The sequence below is a fragment of the Streptomyces sp. NRRL S-337 genome, assembly GCF_000720175.1.
Lineage (GTDB): Bacteria > Actinomycetota > Actinomycetes > Streptomycetales > Streptomycetaceae > Streptomyces > Streptomyces siderophoricus.
In genome coordinates this window covers 37,236-54,561 of record NZ_JOIX01000048.1, presented here as the reverse complement: position 1 = coordinate 54,561, position 17,326 = coordinate 37,236, and the positions used below count along the sequence as shown (strand labels likewise).

Sequence of the window (17,326 nt, the reverse complement as noted above, 5' to 3'; positions counted from 1 at the left end):
GCTGCGCGGTCCGCGTGATCCGCCCCAACGGCGACAACACCCGCCCCGCCATCGCATAACCGAACGCGAACGCCACCACCGTCAGCCCCAGCAACGCCACCAACGAACGGTCCACGAAGTCGTCCACCGGCGCGCCGTGCACCCGGAGGCAGTCGCCGATCAGCGCATCGATCACGACCCCGGCCACCAGGAACATGCCGCCGTACAGCAGCGTCAGCCGTACCCGGATCGTCGGCCGCAACCACGGCGCCGGCCGACGGGGGTGCTCGGCGGCGGGTGCGCGCACGACTGGTCCTCCCTCAGATGCCCCACAGCGCGGGGCAGTTGCCACGTGGCACCCATCCTGCGCAAATGAGTGGTAAACCGGCGGTAAGGAAGGAACCAGGGCCCCGGCGTCAGGCGTCCGGTCAGGGTCGGGCGTCGTCCTACGTCTCCCGGCGGCGGCGGACTTCGTAGGCGGTGAGGACCACGGCGACGGTCAGCAGGCTGAGCCAGAACTGGGGGCGGGTGGTGGGGAGGACGGCCATGGTGAGGACGACCACGGCGAGCAGGGCGACGGTGAGGCGGCTGAGCCAGGGGAAGAGCCACATCTTCAGGGTGAGGCGGGACGGGTCGGCGCGTTCCAGGGTGCGGCGCATGCGGAGCTGTGCCACGGCGATCGCCAGATAGACGAACAGGGCGACGGCGCCGTAGGAGTTGATGAGGAACGCGAAGACGACGTCGGGGGAGATCCACGCGGCGATCACGGAGAGGTAGCCGACCGAGGTGCCGGCGAGCAGGGCCCGGCGGGGCACACCGCTCGCGCTGACCTTGCCCATGCCGCGGGGCGCGTCCCCGTTGCGGGTGAGGGCGAACAGCATCCGGGACGACGTGTAGAGCGCGGAGTTGAGGCAGGAGAGCACGGCGACGAGCACCACGGCGTTCATGACGGTGCCGGCGGCCGGCACCGCGAGCCGGTCCAGCACCGCCGCGTACGGACTGACCTCGATCGCCTTCGACGTCCACGGCACCACCGCGACCACCAGGAAGACCGACAGGACGTAGAACACCACCACCCGCAGGACGATCGAGCGGATCGCGTCCGCCACCGCCCGCTCCGGCTCGACCGACTCGGCCGCCGCGATGGTCACGATCTCCGCACCGGTGAAGAAGCCGATGCAGGGCACCACGGCGGTCAGCACCGCGCCGAGCCCCTTCGGGGCGAATCCGCCGTGCGAGGTGAGCAGCTCCAGTCCGCCGTGCGCGTGCGGCCAGAGTCCCAGGAGGTACAGCGCGCCGAGGAAGAGGAAGACCACGATCGCGAGGATCTTGACGGACGAGAACCAGTACTCGAACTCCCCGTAGGAGCGCGCCGACACCATGTTGGTGGCGGTCAGCAGCGCCATCAGGACCAGGCTGATCGCCCACAACGGCGCGTCAGGCAGCCAGAGTTGGACGATGCGGCCGCCCGCCACCGCCTCCACGGCGACCACGATGACGAAGAAGTACCAGTACAGCCAGCCGACGGCGAACCCGGCACGCGCTCCCAGGGTCTCGCGGACATGGGCGTAGAACGACCCCTGAGCGGGGCGGGCCACGGTCATCTCGGCCAGCATCCGCATGATCAGCACGGTCAGTGTGCCGGCCGCCAGGAAGGAAAGCACGGCGGCCGGGCCGGTGGACCGGATGACCACCCCGCTGCCCACGAACAGCCCGGCACCGATGACCCCGCCGAGCGCGATCAACTGCATGTGGCGGCGCTTGAGGGTGTGCCGGAGACCGGTCCGTTCCGTCGGTTCCGGCGGGGTGGCTCGCCGTGTCGCTTTCCCCGCTGCTGCCTTCGCGCTCATGGGGGGCGACGCTAATCGGCCAACCCTGCAGGACTGTTGCCGCGGTGTTTCGGAGCGGGCGGGCAACGGAACGGGGCAGCGCCCGGCCTTCAGAGGGGGAGGGTGCAGACGGGGAGCGGTGCGGCGAAGGGTTCCCCGGCGGGGGTCAGGGTTCCGGTGCGGGCCGTGACGGAGAAGACCGTGACCGTGCCCGACTTCTGGTTGGCCGCGAACAGCCACCGCTCGTCCGGGGAGAAGGCGATGTGCCGGGGGAAGTCGCCGCCCACCGGCACGGTGTCCAGCAGGACGAGCCGCGCCCCGCCCGCCGCGACGGCGTAACGGGTGAGGCTGTTGTGGCCACGATTGGCGAGGAACGCGAAGCGGCCGTTGGCGGTGACCAGGATCTGGGCCGGATAGCTGGTGCCGGGACCGGTCCCGGTGGACTGCGGTGCGCCGGGTGTCAGGCGTCCGGTCCGGCGGTCGTAGCCGCAGACGACCACCGTGTTGTCCACCTCGTTGGCCAGGTAGGCGAAGTCTCCGGTGGGGTGGAAGGTGAGGTGCCGGGGGCCGGTGCCGGGGCGCAGTGACGCGGCCGACACCTGGGTGAGTTTCCCGGCCGTCGGATCGAGCCGGTAGCTGTAGACGGTGTCGTTGCCGAGGTCGACGGCCAGGACGTGGCGGCCGTCGGGGCTGGTGATGATCTGGTGGGCGTGCGGTCCGTCCTGGCCGGGGCCGGGCGGGGGAGCGCTGTGGGTGACCAGGTCCGTGCGCGGGCCGAGGGCACCGGTGGCCCGGTCGACGGGGTGGACGGCCACACTGCCCGAGAGGTAGTTGGCGCTCAGCAGCCAGCGGCCGCCGGGATGCACCGACAGGTGGCAGGGGCCGGCCCCGCCGGTGGACCGGGCCCCCAGCACGGTGGGCGGGCCGTCCGGGGCCATCGCGAGAGCGGTCACCTGGCCCTCCTGCTGCTCGTCGACCGCGTAGAGGGTGCGGCCGGACGGGGCGAGGGCGAGGTAGGACGGGTCGGGCACGCCGGTGACCACGCCGGTGGCGGTGATCCGGCCGGTCGCGGTGTCGTACGTGGCGAGGCCGATACCGGTGCCGCCGCCCTCCTTCGAGGTGTAGGTGCCCAGGAAGAGCGGGCGGGTACCGTGCGGGCGGCGGCCGGCGGCGCGGCCGGCCCGGGCGGGCGCCGCGTCCCCGACGGTCAGCACTCCCGCACCGGCGGCCGTGGCCACCCCCGCCGCCACGGTCCCGAGGAACCGGCGGCGGCCGATCCCGGGTCCGGCCGCCGCCCCCGTACGCGAATCCGTGCGCGGTTCGGTCATGGGAGCAGGGTGGCCCGCCCCGCCTGTGTCGGCAAGAGCTGCAACTCGAATTGCGGAGCGTGCAACGGCAGGGAACGCGTCCGCGCCTTGCCCTCTCGGGGGTGGACCCTGAGAGACCCCTACATCCCCAAGACGACCAGGCACCCCCGGCGTAGCACTCCAGTTGTACGGAAGGACCCATACGTGGGTTGATTCGCCGGACCCCCGATCGCTCGTACTTTCGTGATCAAGCACGGAAATGATCGAGAGGTCCGGGATTGATGTACGGCAAGGCGTTCGCACCGGAATATCAGGGCGAGCTGGGCGCGGCACTGGGCGTGAATTCGTCCTACGAGGAGGTGCTGGCCACGGCGAGCCGGGCGCGCGCCGAGGCGGGCACGGCGCTGGAGCGGGCCCGGGCCGGGCTTGCGGTCGCCGAGGCCAACCGGCGGCTGGGCCGGGTCGCGGCGGCCGGCGACGCCTGGCGGGAGAGCTACCGCAGTGGCCGGAGTGCGGGTGACGCCGGTGCCATGGCCTGGGCGCTGTGGAGCGGCGGCACACTGGCCCGCCAGTGCGGCACGCTGCCGCTGGCCCGCCGGCTGCTCACGCACGCGGTCGCCCTGGCCGACCGCGGCGGCGACCGCCTGGCGCACGGCTACGCACTCGCCGGGCTCGCCGAGACCGGCCGCATACAGGGCGATTACGCCGCGGTCGCCGAGCTCCACGAGCAGTTGCTCGCCCAGGCGCGGGAGCACGGCGAGGCCCGGCACACGGTCTGGGCGATGTCCGGCATCGCCCAGATGCACCGCAACACCGGCGACTACGACAAGGCCCTGGAGCTGTTCGAGGAATCCGCCCGGATAGCCGAGGAGGGCGATGACGCGCGCGGTCGCGCCTGGTCGCTGCGGGGGATCGCCGATGTGCTCTCCGTGCGGGGCGAGACCGAGCGGGCACTGACGCTGCTGTCCGAGGCGGAGGCGGTCTGCCGCCGGATGGACCTGGCCAGCGCGCTCGCCTACAACCACAAGATGCGCGGCAATGTGCTGTACCGGGCGGGTCGATACGCCGCGGCCCGGGACACCTACACCCTTTCGCTGGGGGAGTTCCGCGCGATGGAGGAGCCGCGCGGGGAGGCGCTGTCCCGGCTGGGCCTGGCCAAGTCCCGCGCCCGGCTCGGCCACGACCTGGACGAGACGCTGGCCGAACTCACCGTGCTGGAAAAGGAGTTCGCCCGAATAGGGCTGCGTCATGCGCGCGCCATGGTCAGCGCCTTCCGGACAGAGCTGACCGCCCGATCGGCGCCAGGAACTCCCGCTCCTCGGTGCGATGCCACCACGCTCCGGTCTCCCGCCGTTCCTGCCACGTCGTGAAGCGGTAGCGGAAGACCCGGGCGCGGATCCGGGCCGGCGGCAGGTCGGGGAACGGATTGGTGCGCAGCAGCCGCAGGGTGTCCCGGTCGTTCTCCAGCAGCCGCGCCACGAGCGGGACGAACCAGGACCGTGCGTAGGCCGGGGACAGCGCGGCGAACCACATCAGCCAGTCCAGCCGCAGGTGATACGGCGCGAACTGGCGCGGCACCCGGCGCACATCGCCCGGCTTGCCGTGGAATTCGTACGCCTGCCAGGTCGTCCCGGGCCCGGTCACCGCGTCCGCCGTGCCCTCGATGACGATCTCCCGGCGTACCCGGGTGATGCTGCCGAAGGCGCCGTAGGAGTTGACCAGGTGCAGTGCCTCGTAGGAGGTGTTCATCATCTGCTGCCGGGTGAGCAGGTTGCGGGCCGGTCGGTAGCTGAGCCAGGCGACGCCGGCGGTGGCGATCAGGACCAGGACCTCGAACCAGAGGGGAGCGCCGGGCAGCGGCGTATCGGGCTGCGCCCACAGGGGGGCGGCGACGGACGCGGCGAGCGCGATGGTCACCCAGTTCAGCCAGGCGAAGTTGCCGGACAGCACCAGCCACAGCTGGGTGACCACCATCGCGGCGGCCGCCCAGCCGGCGATCGGCTGCGGGGTGAACAGCAGCACGGGCAGGACGAGTTGGGCGACGTGGTTGGCGGCCACCTCGACCTTGTGCAGGGGTTTGGGCAGGTGGTGGAAGAACCAGCTCAGCGGGCCGGGCATCGGCTGGGTCTCGTGGTGGTAGTAGAGGCAGGTCAGATCCCGCCAGCAGCGATCACCGCGCATCTTGATCAGGCCGGCACCGAACTCCACCCGGAACAGCACCCAGCGCAGCAGCCACATGATCAGCACCGGCGGCGCGGTGTCGGCGTTGCCGAGGAACACCGCCAGGCAGCCAGACTCCAGCAGCAGCGACTCCCAGCCGAAGCTGTACCAGGTCTGCCCGACGTTCACGATCGACAGGTACAGCGCCCAGAGCACGGCCCACAGCACCATCGACGCCCAGAGCGGTACGGCGTCCGCGACGCCCGCCGCCACCGCCGCCGACAGCACCATCCCGGCCCGGCACCAGCCCGCGAAGAAGCGGTCCGAGTAGCGCCAGTGGAACACCGACGGCGCCAAGCGGAACGGCACCCGCGCCACGAACTCGGGCACCGGCAGCATCCCGCGCGCCCCCATGAGCGCCCGGAACTGCCGTAGTGCCGCGAGGAACGCGAGCAGATAGAGAACGGCCAGCAGCCGCTGGAAGACCAGCCGGCCGAGCCAGTAACCGGAATCCGAGAACCATGCCACCCGCCCATGGGTAGCACTGCCGCCGCGCACCCGGGAACACTCCGTCCGCGCGGTCACTCGCCAGTCACCCTCCAGCGTACGGATCGGGGCAATTGCAGCAACCTGAGAGCCGTTCGAGTGTGTGATGTACCTCACATTGTGGCTTTGCCGGCCCGGTCTCCCAAGGGGGCGCTATTCCCGCCTTCCGGCGACATGACCATCTCGCCGGAAAACGTCGAGCGCGACGCGAGCGCCGTAGTTACCCTGAGGGTCGACGGACGACCTATCTGGGAGACGCCAACACCATTGGCCCGTCGCGGGAACGCCACAAACCTTGGCCGACTTCCCGCTCTGTGAACAAGGCGCCACCGCGTCGGACCAATACCTCGATGAAGGAGTGCGTGGTGGCTGTGCACAAGGTTCAACCCAAGCAACCCCGGCTGAAGCAGGCGGGCGAGCGACCAGGTCGGATCAAGGAAGTCCGTAACCTCGAATTCTGGGACCGTTGCGGGCCGGTGCGACTGGCCGGCTGTGACGACGATCCCGGCGAGCCGCACATCTTCCGCGGCATCGACTGACCGCTCGGACGTCGGCCCTGACCCTTGGGGTAGCACCCTCCAGGGTCAGGGCCGACGCCCGCCCAGGCACCGAAGACCGCGGGTGCGCCGGCGTCACGCGGGCCGCCCGGTCGCTCATCAGCCCTCGGGCAACAGTCGCCGGGCATCAGCCGTCAGGGATCAGCCCGGGTAGAGCCGGCGCTGCGGCACGATCTGCTGGGACTGGCTCGGGCTCGACCACAGCAGTTTCATATGCGCCTCACCGGTCCGCTCCGTGTGGTCGATCCGGATGCGGTGCCGGTGGCCGGCCTGCAAGGTGATCGTGGCCTTGTCCACCTTCGGGCCGTGCGGGGTCGCGCTGTCGATCAGCAGCCTGCCGTCGAGCCACAGCCGCACGGTGTCGTCCGAGACGGTGGTGAGGGTGTACGTCTCGTCGAAGCGCGGCTGGAGGAAGCCGGTCCAGCGGGTGCTGAAGTGATCGGCGGGGACGCCGGGATCCGGCGAGCCGTCGAAGCGGTAGGACTTGTTCACCGTCGGATCGACGCCGGTCACCGCGGGCGGGCCGGTGAAGGAGTCGTTCGCCCAGCTCCGCGCGGTCAGTCCGGTGCCGGTGCCGGCGGGCGCCTCCGGCGGCGGCTCGATCGTCAGCCGGAGGACGCTCGCCAGCGAATCGGGGGCCGGGCCCGACGGCGTGAGGTCATAGCCGTCGCCGGCCCGGACCACCGTCACCGGCCGGGCGCTGCCCAGCACCCGGGCCGCGGTGATCCGGAAGGGTGCCCGCGCGGTCAGATGGAGCGCCTTCCCGGCCGCGGGCCACGACGTGACCGAGGCGTACAGCTCGTCGCCGCGCCGGGAGACCGCGCCCCACGGCGGGGCGGCGACCAGTCCGGTGTGCCCGGCGCCGTACACCGCGGCGCCCTGCCCGTGGGCGGCCAGCCAGCGTCTGGTCGCCCGCAGCCGGTCGACGGACGGCTGCGGGATCCGGCCGAGCCGGTCGGGCCCCACGTTCAGCAGGTAGTTGCCGCCCCGGCTCGCCACGTCCAGCAGATCGCGGACGACGGTCGTCGCCGACTTCCAGTTGCTGTCGTAACGGGCGTACCCCCAATGGTCGTTGAGCGTCATACAGCTCTCCCACAGCTGGCCGTCCACCGGCTCGGCGGGGATCTCCTGCTCCGGCGTGCCGAAGTCCCCGTCGACCACGTCGCGCTTGCCGACGCGGTTGTTGACGATCAGGTCCGGCTTCAGACGGTGCAGATACGCCTGGAGCTCGGCGCCGTCCCGGCGGGACCATCGGTTGGTGGGGCGGTCCGCGTCCCACTCGCCGTCGAACCACAGCAGCGCCGGGTCGTAGTTCTCGATCAGCTCCTTGAGCTGGCCCTACATCCGCTTCTTGTACCGCGGGAAGGTCGCCGGGCCGGCGAAGTCCGGGTCGTGCCAGTCCCAGATCGAATAGTAGAAGCCGAGCCTGATGCCGGCGGCGTCGGCGGCCCGCTTCAGCTCGGCGAGGATGTCGCGGCGCTTGTCGAACGCGGAGTGGTCCCGCAGGTTCCAGGTGTTCTGCCGGGTCGGCCACATCGCATAGCCGTCATGGTGCTTGGCGGTGATGACGAGGTAGCGCTGCCCGGCCTCCTTGGCGGTCCGGACGATCGCCTCGGCGTCGAAGCCGGACGGGTCGAAGGTGGCGGCCTGCTTCTCGTACTCGGCCCGCGGAATGCCGCACTCGCGCTCGATCCACTCCGCGTTGCGGCAGACCGTGCCGTCCGGCCGCGGGTACTCGCCTTCCAGGTTCGAGTACGCGCCGAAGTGGATGAACATCCCGAAGCGGTCCGTGCGCCACCACGCGGTGCGCGGCGCGGTGAACGGGTCGTCGGTCGCATGGTTGGTGCCGGGTCCCTCGGCGGGCCGCGGCGAAGGCGCGGCGGCGGCCCCTGAGCCGCCCGCCGCCAGCAGCAGCGCGGCCAGCGCTACCACGACTCGCAGTCTCCGGAACGGTCTCGTGCGGCTGTGCATCGCTCGCTCCCTCGGGTCGGATGGTCCCGTCGGCGAACCGGGTGCGCGCCTCCCGTGTCCTCCCGCATGGTGCAGGCCCGGCCCCGCGACCGGAACCCCCGGGGCGCGACAAACATCGGAGCACCTGGGAGGGAAGTTGGCGTTGTAGGGGGCGCCGGGCGGGGTGTATAAGCTCATTGATCGGAGCAAAGTGGCCGTCGTTGGTTGGCCGAGATGCATACGGTCGGGCTTTCCACCGGCCCCCTCGGGTGCACCGGACCTGGTGGACCGCCGCGGTTGGCTGTTCAATGAGCCGCCCGGCCGCAGCCACTGGAGGTCCCATGGAAGCCGTCGCCCCGATCGCCGCCGGCGCCCCCGCCATCCGCTGCGCGGGGCAGGAGCGCGGCTACCCCGAGTTCGCCGACCGCGCGGCGCGGATCGCAAGCGGCTTACGAGAGGCGGGAGTCGACCCCGGCGACCGGATCGCCGTGGTCCTCCGCAACGAGCCCGCGCATCTGGAGATCACCGCCGGCGCCGCCCTGCTCGGCGCCTGCGCGGTCCCCGTCAACTGGCACTTCCGCCACGACGACCTGCGGCACGTGCTCACCGACAGCGGCAGCAAGCTGGTCTTCGTCCACACCGACCTGCTGGACCAGGTGGCCGCCGTACTGCCGGAGGGCGTACGCCTCGTCGAGGTGGCGGTACCCGCCGGGGTGGCGGCCGCCTGCGGCACCGCCGCGCCCCCGCCCACCGGTGCGCACCCGCTGCTCGACGACTGGCTGGCCGGCCACGAGCCGCTCGACCGGCCCGCCGCGGAACGCCCGCCCACCGTCATCTACAGCTCCGGAACCACCGGACGTCCCAAGGGAGTTCTGCGCGCCCCCGTCGCACCGGACCGGCTCGACCAGGCCGTACAGCGGTTCCTGGAGTACTTCGCGGTGGCCCCCGGCGGCCGTACGCTCATCCCCGCGCCGCTCTACCACGCGTCCCCCAGCCAGCACGCCGTCCTCGCGCTCGCCGCCGGCCTCGACATCACCCTGATGCCGCGCTTCGACGCCGAGGAATTCCTGCGCCTCATCGAGCGGCACCGCATCGAGCAGGTACAGGTCGTACCCACGATGTTCGTACGGCTGCTGCGCCTCCCCAAGGACGTCCGCGAACGCTACGACCTGTCGTCGCTCACCTCCGTGGTGCACGCCGCCGCGCCCTGTCCGCCGCATGTGAAACACGCCATGATCGACTGGCTGGGACCGGTCCTCCGGGAGTACTACGGCGGCAGCGAGACCGGCGCGGTGACCTGGTGCGACAGCGCGGAGTGGCTGGCCCACCCCGGCACCGTCGGCCGGGCGAGCGGGACCGGCGACATCGCCGTCTTCGGCCCCGACGGGCAGCCGCTGCCGCCCGGCGCCACCGGTGACGTCTACCTCAAACCGTCCGAGGACTGGCCGCAGTTCACCTATCTCGGCGACCCCGCCAAACGCGCCGCCATGGAGGCGCCGGGCCTGCCCGGGTACGTCACCATCGGCGACATCGGCCATCTCGACGCGGACGGCTACCTCTACCTCAGCGACCGCCGCAACGACATGGTCATCTCCGGCGGCGTCAACATCTACCCCGCGGAGATCGAGGCCGCGCTGCTGGCCCTGGACGGGGTGCGGGACGCCGCGGTGTTCGGCATCCCCGACGAGGAGTTCGGCGAGGTCCTCGCCGCGCACCTGGAGACCGAACCCGGCGTACGCCTCACCGCGGAAGCGGTACGCGGCCACGTCGCCGAGCGGCTCGCCGGCTACAAGGTCCCGCGGGCCGTCGTCTTCGAGCAGCGGCTCCCGCGCGACGAGTCCGGCAAGCTCTTCAAACGACGACTGCGGGACCCGTACTGGGCGGAGCGCGGGGGAGCGATCTGAGGAACCCTCGTCACTCCTCAGCCGCCATGCGTGCCTGAGCGGTTGGCTGTGGCGCCGTCCTCGCGCCGTGCTCACCTGACGGCCCGGGGGACGCCAGGCAGATGACCCCGGAGGTAATCGACCCCGTGGAGGTGGCCTGGAAGCGTGGACGGCAGCACCCGCCGGAGCCCCCACGGAAAGGCAGTCCCATGAGCGCGTTCGCCATCGCCCACCTCCGCCCCACCGCCCCGCACCCGGACATCGCCGTGTACCTGGACCGGATCCAGCCGACCCTGGACCCCTTCGGCGGACGCTTCCGGGTGCACAACGCGCAGGTCGAGGTGCGCGAGGGCGAGTGGCCGGGCTTCGTCGTCGTCATCGAATTCCCCGGCATCGACGAGGCCCGGGCCTGGTACGACTCTCCCGCGTACCAGGAGATCCTGCCGCTGCGCACCCGGCACATCGACGGCGACTGCGTCCTGGTGCCCGGAGTCGGCGCCGACTACGACGTCTCGGAGACCGCCGCCGCGAGGAGGGCGGCCGCCGCCTGACGGGAGCCTCCCCGCGCCGGCGACGTCCCCGCCCCGGCAACGCCCCCGCGTCGTAACGGTCCGCCGGAAACGCCTCGTCCCCCACCGTCCCGGCACCCGCTCCCGCTAGAGTCGACTGCGACGGTCAGCCGCAACAGCGCTGGTGAAACCGCTTCCACAGGGTGCCGGGGGCCGCCGCCCCGGGGGGAGGACGAAGAGTCGACATGAGCCGCCGTTCCCATGGATTAATGGCCGTCTGGGCCGAGGCGCAGCGCCAGCAGCAGCGCCGGGAGGAAGCCCAGCGCCGCGCGTACGCCCAGGCGCAGCGCGACCAGGAACGGCAGGCCCGCGACGCCGAGCGGGCCATGGCGCGGCTGCACCGGGAACGCCAGGCGGCTTACCGGCAGCAGCGCGAGGCGGACGCCCGCCGCCGGACCGAGGAACTGGACGCGCGGGTCGCCGTGCTCACCGGCCTGCTCGCCGACGGCTGCCGGGCCCCGGCGTTCACCGCCGCCGCGCTGCTGCGCCCCGAGCACATCGAGGAGTTCGCGCCGGGCGCCCTCGCCACCCCCGTAGCGATGCCGGATCCGGCCCGCTATCAGGCGCCCACCGGCGGCCGGCACCTGGGCGCGGCCCGCCGCGACCGTGCTCAGGAGGAGGCCCGTGCCCGGTACGAACAGGACTGGTACGCAGCCCAGGCCGCCGAACGCCAGCGGCAGAACCAACTCGCGGCCTACCGGCGGCAGTACGACCAGTGGGCCGCCGGTGCGCTGGCCGAGATCCGGCAGCACAACGCCGGCATAGCGGAGCTGCTGACCGGGCTGCGCAACGGCGACGCCGAGGCCGCCGTCGAGTACTTCTCCGCCGCGCTCTACGCCTCCACCGCCTGGCCGGAGGGGTTCCCCCGCCGGGTCACCGCCGCCTACGAGCCGACCGCCCGCCAGCTCGTCCTGGACTGGGAACTGCCCGGCTACGACGTCGTCCCGGAGACCAAGGCCGTCCGGTACCAGGCCAGCACCGACCAGGAGAAGGAGACCGCCCGGCCGGCCGCCCAGCGCCGGGCGCTCTACCGCGACGTCCTGGCCCAGAGCATGCTGCTGGTCCTGCGGGACCTCTTCGCCGCCGACACGTACGGTGCGCTGGACTCGGTGGCGCTCAACGGCTTCGTGGACGACGTCGACCCGGCGACCGGCCGCCCCGCGCAGGTGTACCTCGCCACCGTCATGGCCCCGCGCAGCGCCTTCGCCGCCCTCCATCTCGACCGGGTCAGCGCGGTGGAATGCCTGACCGACGGCCTGCGCGGGCAGCTCGCCGCCCGCCCGGACCAGCGCACGGCGGTACGGCCCGGACGGCTGCCGGACGACGCCGGCGGTGCGGGCACGGTCGTCTCACACGGCGGCGAGACCGAGCCGGACCTCTACGAGATGGACCCGATCGCCTTCGAGAACCTCATCGCGGAACTGTTCCGCGCGATGGGCATGCAGGCCGTCACCACCCAGCGGTCCGGCGACGGCGGGGTGGACGTGGACGCGCTGGACCCGGACCCGATCCGCGGCGGGAAGATCGTCGTGCAGGTCAAGCGCTACCGCAACACCGTCCCGCCCACCGCGGTCCGCGACCTGTACGGCACCGTCCAGGCCGAAGGCGCCAACAAGGGCGTGCTGGTGACCACCTCCCGCTTCGGCCCCGGCGCGCACACCTTCGCCAACGGCAAACCGCTCAGCCTGATCGCCGGCCCCGAACTCGTCGACCTGCTCGGCCGCTACGGTCTCAGCGGCCGCCTCGGCACGCCCGCTCCCGGCACCGCCACCGCCCCCGACACCTCCTCCGGGACGCCGGAGCACAACGTCCTCGGCATGACCTGGTCCGGGGACGTGGCCCTCGACGTCTGCGCCCTGGTCTGCAAGGGGACCACCGTGCTCAGCGACGACCACTTCGTCTTCTACAACAACCCGTCCACGCCGGACGGTTCGGTACGGATGCGGCCCGGCACCGCCCCCGACCGGGCCGCCGTGCAGGTGCACTTCGAGGGGCTGCCACCGGACGCCGACCGGCTGGTCCTGGTCGCCGCCGTCGACCCCGAGACCCACCCCGACGCCGACCTCTCCGGCTTCACCGACGCCCGGATCCGGCTGCTGGACGCCGCGGGGGAGGAGCAGGGCCAGCTGACGGTCTCCGACGGCCGGCGCGGCGAGACCGCACTCGTCCTCGGCTCCTTCCGCCAACGCCCCGGCGGCGACTGGGACTTCGTCATCGGCGGCAAGGGCTACCCCGGCGGCCTCACGGCCCTGGTCCAGGAGTACGGCATCGAGGTCGCTTGAGCCGTCCGCTGCGCTTGGCCTTCTTCCCACGTACCTGGCTGTCCCGCCGTTGCGCTGCGCTTGGCGGCGCGCCGCACGTGGCTGTCTGTCCCGCCGCGGGTGTTGGTCGCCGTTGCGCGCTTTGCGGCGCCCCGCACGTGGCTGTCTGCGGCGCCGCGGGGCTTGGTCGCCGTTGCGCCTGCGGCGGGCTGGGTGGGTGTTGGGTGCGGTGACGGGCCTCCGGGGCCTTGTTCGTGGACTGCTGGCGCTTTACGTCCACGAACAAGGCCCCTCCGGCCCGTCCCCTCCCGTCGGGGGGTGGGAATGCGGTGCGTGGGGGTGGGCGTTGAGGCATGCAAGGGGGCCTGCGTACCCCTACGGGATGGTCGAACAGAACCCGTAAGGGTCGCGAGCGCCCCTTGCAGACCTCAACTCGACGGACGGGGAGGGTATTCCCGACACCCCCCTCCCACGACGCGAGGTACACCGAGGTGCAGCCAGGGCGACGACGCCCACCCCCACCGGCCCCCCACCCCGCCCACCAACGGGAGGGGACAGACCGGAGGACGAAGTCTGTAGGGCTGTCACCGCACCCAAAAACACCACGCCCGCCGCCAGGCGCAACGGCGAGACGCCCCGCGGCGCCGCAGACAGGTACCTGGGAGGCGCCGCAAAGCGCGCAACGGCGAGACGCCCCGCGGCGCCGCAGACAGCTACGTGCGGGGCGCCGCAAAGCGCAAACGGCGAGCAACCCCGACGGCGGGACGGCCAGCTACGTGCGGGGCGCCGCAAAGCGCGCAATGGCGAGCAACCCCGACGGCGGGACGGCCAGGTACGTGGGAGGTACCGCAAAGCGCAGCGCAACGCGTGATATCTGTCGGGTATGGGCATGTATAGGAGGTATGGGGTAGTCGGCCGACGATGGATGGCCGGCGTGCTGGCCGTGGCGGTGGCCGCAGGGTGTGGGGGTGGGCGCCCGGTGACGGGGCCCAGGGCCGGCGCGGAGGCGTCGGGCTCGGGATCGCGGACGGGCGCGGAAGTCCGTCCGCCTGCGCACGGGCGGGCGCCGGTTGCCGAGCCCGTGGCCCGGCGGCCGTTCACGCTCGTCGCCGCGGGGGACGTGATCCCGACCCACCCCGAAGTGCTCGACACCGCGCAGGACGACGCGCCCCTCGATGGCTACGGCTACGACTTCCGGCCGATGCTCAAGGGGGTGGCGCCGGTCGTCTCCGGGGCGGGTGTGGCGCTGTGTCACCTGGACGCGCCGCTCGGCCCGCTCGACGGGCCGTTCACCGGGTACCCGCTCCTCCAGTCGCCGCCGCAGATCGCCACCGCGCTCAAGGCGGTCGGTTACGACTCCTGCGGGACCGCGTCGCATCACGTCCTCGACCAGGGGCTTCCAGGCATCCGCCGAACCCTCGACGCGCTGGACACGGTCGGGCTGCGGCATTCCGGGGCGGCCCGGGACGAGGCCGAGGCCGCCCACCCGGCGCTGCTCCGGGCCCCCGGCGGGGCGCGGGTCGCCCATCTGTCGTACACCGACGGCATCGAGGGCGGCGGGCCGCCGGACGACGCGTCCTGGGCGGTGAACCTGCTCGACGAGGAGAAGATCATCGAGGATGCCCGGGCGGCCCGCCGGGCCGGCGCGGACGTCGTGGTGGTCAGTCCCGCCTGGGGCACCGAGTACCGGACCGCCCCGGACGAGGAGCAGCTCGCCCTGGCCCGGGCGCTCACCGCCGCCGAGACCGACGGCCGTCCCGACGTCGACCTGATCGTCGGCACCCACGCGCACACCCCGCAGCCGTACGAGAAGGTCAACGGCACCTGGGTCGTCTACGGACTCGGCGACCAGGTCTCCGGTGCGATGAGGCAGCCGCGCGGGAACTGGGGCACCCTGGCCCGCTTCCGGTTCGCGCCGCCCGAGCGGCCTGGCGGGCGCTGGCGGGTCACCGAGGCCGCCTACGTCCCGCAGCTCGCCGAGCAGGGCACGCGGGTGCGGGTGCGGAACCTCGCCCGGACCGGCGCGCACCGCGACGTCCGGGACCGGATCGGCGCGGCGGTGCTGAGCCGGGGCGCCGCGGAGGACGGGCTGACGATGGGGCGGTGAGGCCGCCCTGCCCCGGTGTGAAACCCTGGTCGCCTATCCGTCGGCAGGCGCAGGGAAGGGACCGGAGGGCAGTGAGCGAGAGTGCGGGCGTCCGGGCCCGTAACCCCCGCGGGCAGGGCGAGCGTCTGCGGGAGGAACTGCTGCGGGCCACCGAGCGGCTCCTGGAGGAGGTCGGCAGCGAGGACGCGCTGTCGCTGCGGGCGGTCGCCCGGGAGGCCGGCGTCGCCGCCCCGAGCATCTACCGGCACTTCTCCGACAAGACCGAGCTGGTCTGGGCGACCCTGGAGGTCAGCTACGAGCGGCTGGCGGCGGCGATGGCCGAGGCCGCCGCACGGGCCGCCGCGGACGACCCGGTGGCGCGGCTGCGCGCCCAGCTGCGGGCCTACTGCCGTTACGCCGTCGCCCACCCGGCCACCTACCGCCTGCTGTACGAGACCCGGCAGACCCCGGTCGGCCCCGAGCGGCTGGCCGGCCACCCCGCCGGGCTGCTGGTGCGCAGCTGGCAGCGGGCGCTGACCGCCTGCGAGGGCGCCGGCTGGCGGGTGCGGGGCGCGCGCTCCGAGGCGCCGTACGTGCTGTGGTCGGCGGTGCACGGCCGGGTGATGCTCTGGCAGGTCATGCCGAGCCGCAAGGACACCCGCCGGCTGGACCGCTTCGTCGACGAGATGCTGCAGTTGTTGCTGGAGCGCTGAGCGCACACACGTCCGGAGCGTCCGTACGTACCGGCCGCACCGGCTTCTCCCTGCGGCTGTCTTTCGTTTGAGGCACTGTCATGCCTTCCCTCCACGCCACCCCCGACGCGTTTACCCGTGTAGTACACATGTAAGTTTACAGTCGTTAGGCGAGCGTGCGGATCGTGGCGCCCGGCCCCTGCCGGCGTGCGCGCACACGCACGATGAAGGAGATGAGCGCAATGACACTGTCCACCGCCCCGGCGCCGCTGCCCGCCGAGCCCCCGAGCGGCTGCCCCTTCGATCCGCCGGCCGAGTACGGCGTCCTGCGTACCACCCGGCCGATCTCCAAGGTCGGTCTGCCGGACGGCAGTTGGGCCTGGCTCGTGACGCGTTACGCCGACATCCGGGCCGTCCTCGGTGACCTCCGCTTCAGCTCCGACACCACCGTGCACGGCTACCCGCGGAGCGGGATGACCGGCGGCGGCAGCACGCAGAACCGCGGCTTCATCCGCATGGACCCGCCGGAGCACACCCGGCTGCGGCGCATGGTGACCCGCGAGTTCATGGTCAAGCGGGTCGAGGCGCTGCGCCCGGAGATCCAGCGCCTCACCGACGAACTCTGCGACGCGATGGAGCGCGCCGAGGGGCGCGAGGAGGGCGGCGTGGACCTGGTCGAGGCGCTGGCGCTGCCGGTCCCGTCCCTCGTCATCAGCCTGCTGCTGGGCGTGCCCTACGGCGACCACGAGATCTTCCAGCGGCTCACCGGCACCCTGCTCTCCCGCACCGTCACCGACGACGAACGCGAGGCCGCCCGGAGTGAACTGCGCGACTACCTCGACCGGTTGGTCACCGCCAAGGAGGCCGACCCGGGCGACGACATCCTGGGCCGGCTGATCGTCGAGCAGCAGCGGACCGGCGAGATCACCCACGACGAGGTCGCCGCCTTCGCCGCCCTGCTCCTGATCGCCGGGCACGAGACCACCGCCAACATGATCGGGCTGAGCGCGCTGACCCTGATGCGCGACCCGGAGACCGCCGAGCGGCTGCGGCAGGACCCCGCCCTGATCCGCGGTGCCGTCGAGGAACTGCTGCGGTTCCACAGCATCATCCGCAACGGCCCCCGCCGGGTCGCCACCGAGGACGTCGAGATCGACGGGCACCTCATCCGGGCCGGCGAGGGGGTCGTGGTGGCCGTCCCCTCCGGCAACCGCGACGAGACCGTCTTCCCCGCACCCGACCGGCTCGACATCGCCCGTCCCAACGCCCAGCACCACGTCGCCTTCGGGTACGGCATCCACCAGTGCCTCGGCCAGGCCCTGGCCCGGGTCGAACTCCAGGTCGTCCTCGGCACGTTGCTGCGCCGTTTCCCGGCGATGCGGCCCGCGGTACCGGTCGAGGAGATCCCGTTCCGTACCGACATGTCGATCTACGGCTGTCACGCCCTGCCCGTCACCTGGTAGACCGGCGATCCGTTCCGTCCCGCAACTCACCCCTCACCACGGAG

At 72.5% G+C, this 17,326-nt stretch carries 11 protein-coding genes and 2 pseudogenes; 8 read left to right on the top strand and 5 right to left on the bottom strand.

The genetic code is table 11. The features are described 5' to 3' along the window. From IG62_RS0127775 to IG62_RS0127765, 3 genes and pseudogenes are all read right to left on the bottom strand, one after another. Positions 1 to 286, bottom strand: a pseudogene (locus IG62_RS0127775) (two-component sensor histidine kinase); the annotation flags it as partial. A gap of 139 nt (positions 287 to 425) precedes the next feature. Then, the gene (locus IG62_RS0127770; protein ID WP_051798677.1) at positions 426 to 1,829 is read right to left on the bottom strand and encodes an amino acid permease; all 1,404 of its coding nucleotides are present in this window, start codon (positions 1,827 to 1,829) and stop codon (positions 426 to 428) included. 89 nt (positions 1,830 to 1,918) lie between these two features. Beyond that, complete coding sequence (locus tag IG62_RS0127765; RefSeq protein ID WP_030808973.1) at positions 1,919 to 3,136, bottom strand: lactonase family protein; 1,218 nt, start codon at positions 3,134 to 3,136, stop codon at positions 1,919 to 1,921. Between the two features lie 260 nt (positions 3,137 to 3,396). On the opposite strand from IG62_RS0127765, the gene IG62_RS0127760 reads away from it, so the two are divergent. After that, positions 3,397 to 4,485, top strand: a complete 1,089-nt coding sequence (locus tag IG62_RS0127760; RefSeq protein WP_037839469.1) for a tetratricopeptide repeat protein — start codon at positions 3,397 to 3,399, stop codon at positions 4,483 to 4,485. On the opposite strand, the gene IG62_RS0127755 is transcribed toward IG62_RS0127760, so the two are convergent. Beyond that, positions 4,379 to 5,803 carry a lipase maturation factor family protein gene (locus IG62_RS0127755; protein ID WP_030808968.1) on the bottom strand — a complete coding sequence of 475 codons (1,425 nt, stop codon included), beginning with the start codon at positions 5,801 to 5,803 and terminating at the stop codon, positions 4,379 to 4,381. The genes IG62_RS0127760 and IG62_RS0127755 overlap by 107 nt on opposite strands. Before the next feature lie 383 nt (positions 5,804 to 6,186). Between IG62_RS0127755 and IG62_RS47415 the strand changes: the two genes are divergently transcribed. Next, positions 6,187 to 6,360, top strand: coding sequence for a hypothetical protein (locus tag IG62_RS47415; protein ID WP_158795125.1), 174 nt, complete (start codon positions 6,187 to 6,189; stop codon positions 6,358 to 6,360). A gap of 159 nt (positions 6,361 to 6,519) precedes the next feature. Here the strand turns inward: IG62_RS47415 and IG62_RS42365 are convergent. Continuing rightward, positions 6,520 to 8,349 (bottom strand): annotated as a pseudogene (locus IG62_RS42365) (alpha-L-fucosidase). A 320-nt stretch (positions 8,350 to 8,669) separates the two neighbouring features. Between IG62_RS42365 and IG62_RS0127740 the strand changes: the two are divergent. From IG62_RS0127740 to IG62_RS0127715, 6 genes are all read left to right on the top strand, one after another. Continuing rightward, entirely contained in the window at positions 8,670 to 10,232 is a 1,563-nt protein-coding gene (locus IG62_RS0127740) for an AMP-binding protein (protein WP_030808966.1), read from the top strand. A gap of 188 nt (positions 10,233 to 10,420) precedes the next feature. Beyond that, positions 10,421 to 10,762, top strand: coding sequence for a DUF1330 domain-containing protein (locus IG62_RS0127735; protein WP_030808964.1), 342 nt, complete (start codon positions 10,421 to 10,423; stop codon positions 10,760 to 10,762). A gap of 203 nt (positions 10,763 to 10,965) precedes the next feature. Beyond that, positions 10,966 to 13,062 (top strand): restriction endonuclease, encoded by a 2,097-nt coding sequence (locus IG62_RS0127730; protein WP_030808962.1) that lies wholly within the window; start codon positions 10,966 to 10,968, stop codon positions 13,060 to 13,062. An 868-nt stretch (positions 13,063 to 13,930) separates the two neighbouring features. Further along, positions 13,931 to 15,148 carry a CapA family protein gene (locus tag IG62_RS0127725; RefSeq protein WP_234326766.1) on the top strand — a complete coding sequence of 406 codons (1,218 nt, stop codon included), beginning with the start codon at positions 13,931 to 13,933 and terminating at the stop codon, positions 15,146 to 15,148. A gap of 71 nt (positions 15,149 to 15,219) precedes the next feature. Then, positions 15,220 to 15,840 (top strand): TetR/AcrR family transcriptional regulator, encoded by a 621-nt coding sequence (locus tag IG62_RS0127720; protein ID WP_030808958.1) that lies wholly within the window; start codon positions 15,220 to 15,222, stop codon positions 15,838 to 15,840. Between the two features lie 221 nt (positions 15,841 to 16,061). Next, the gene (locus tag IG62_RS0127715) at positions 16,062 to 17,282 is read left to right on the top strand and encodes a cytochrome P450 (protein WP_030808955.1); all 1,221 of its coding nucleotides are present in this window, start codon (positions 16,062 to 16,064) and stop codon (positions 17,280 to 17,282) included. Positions 17,283 to 17,326 lie beyond the last annotated feature (44 nt).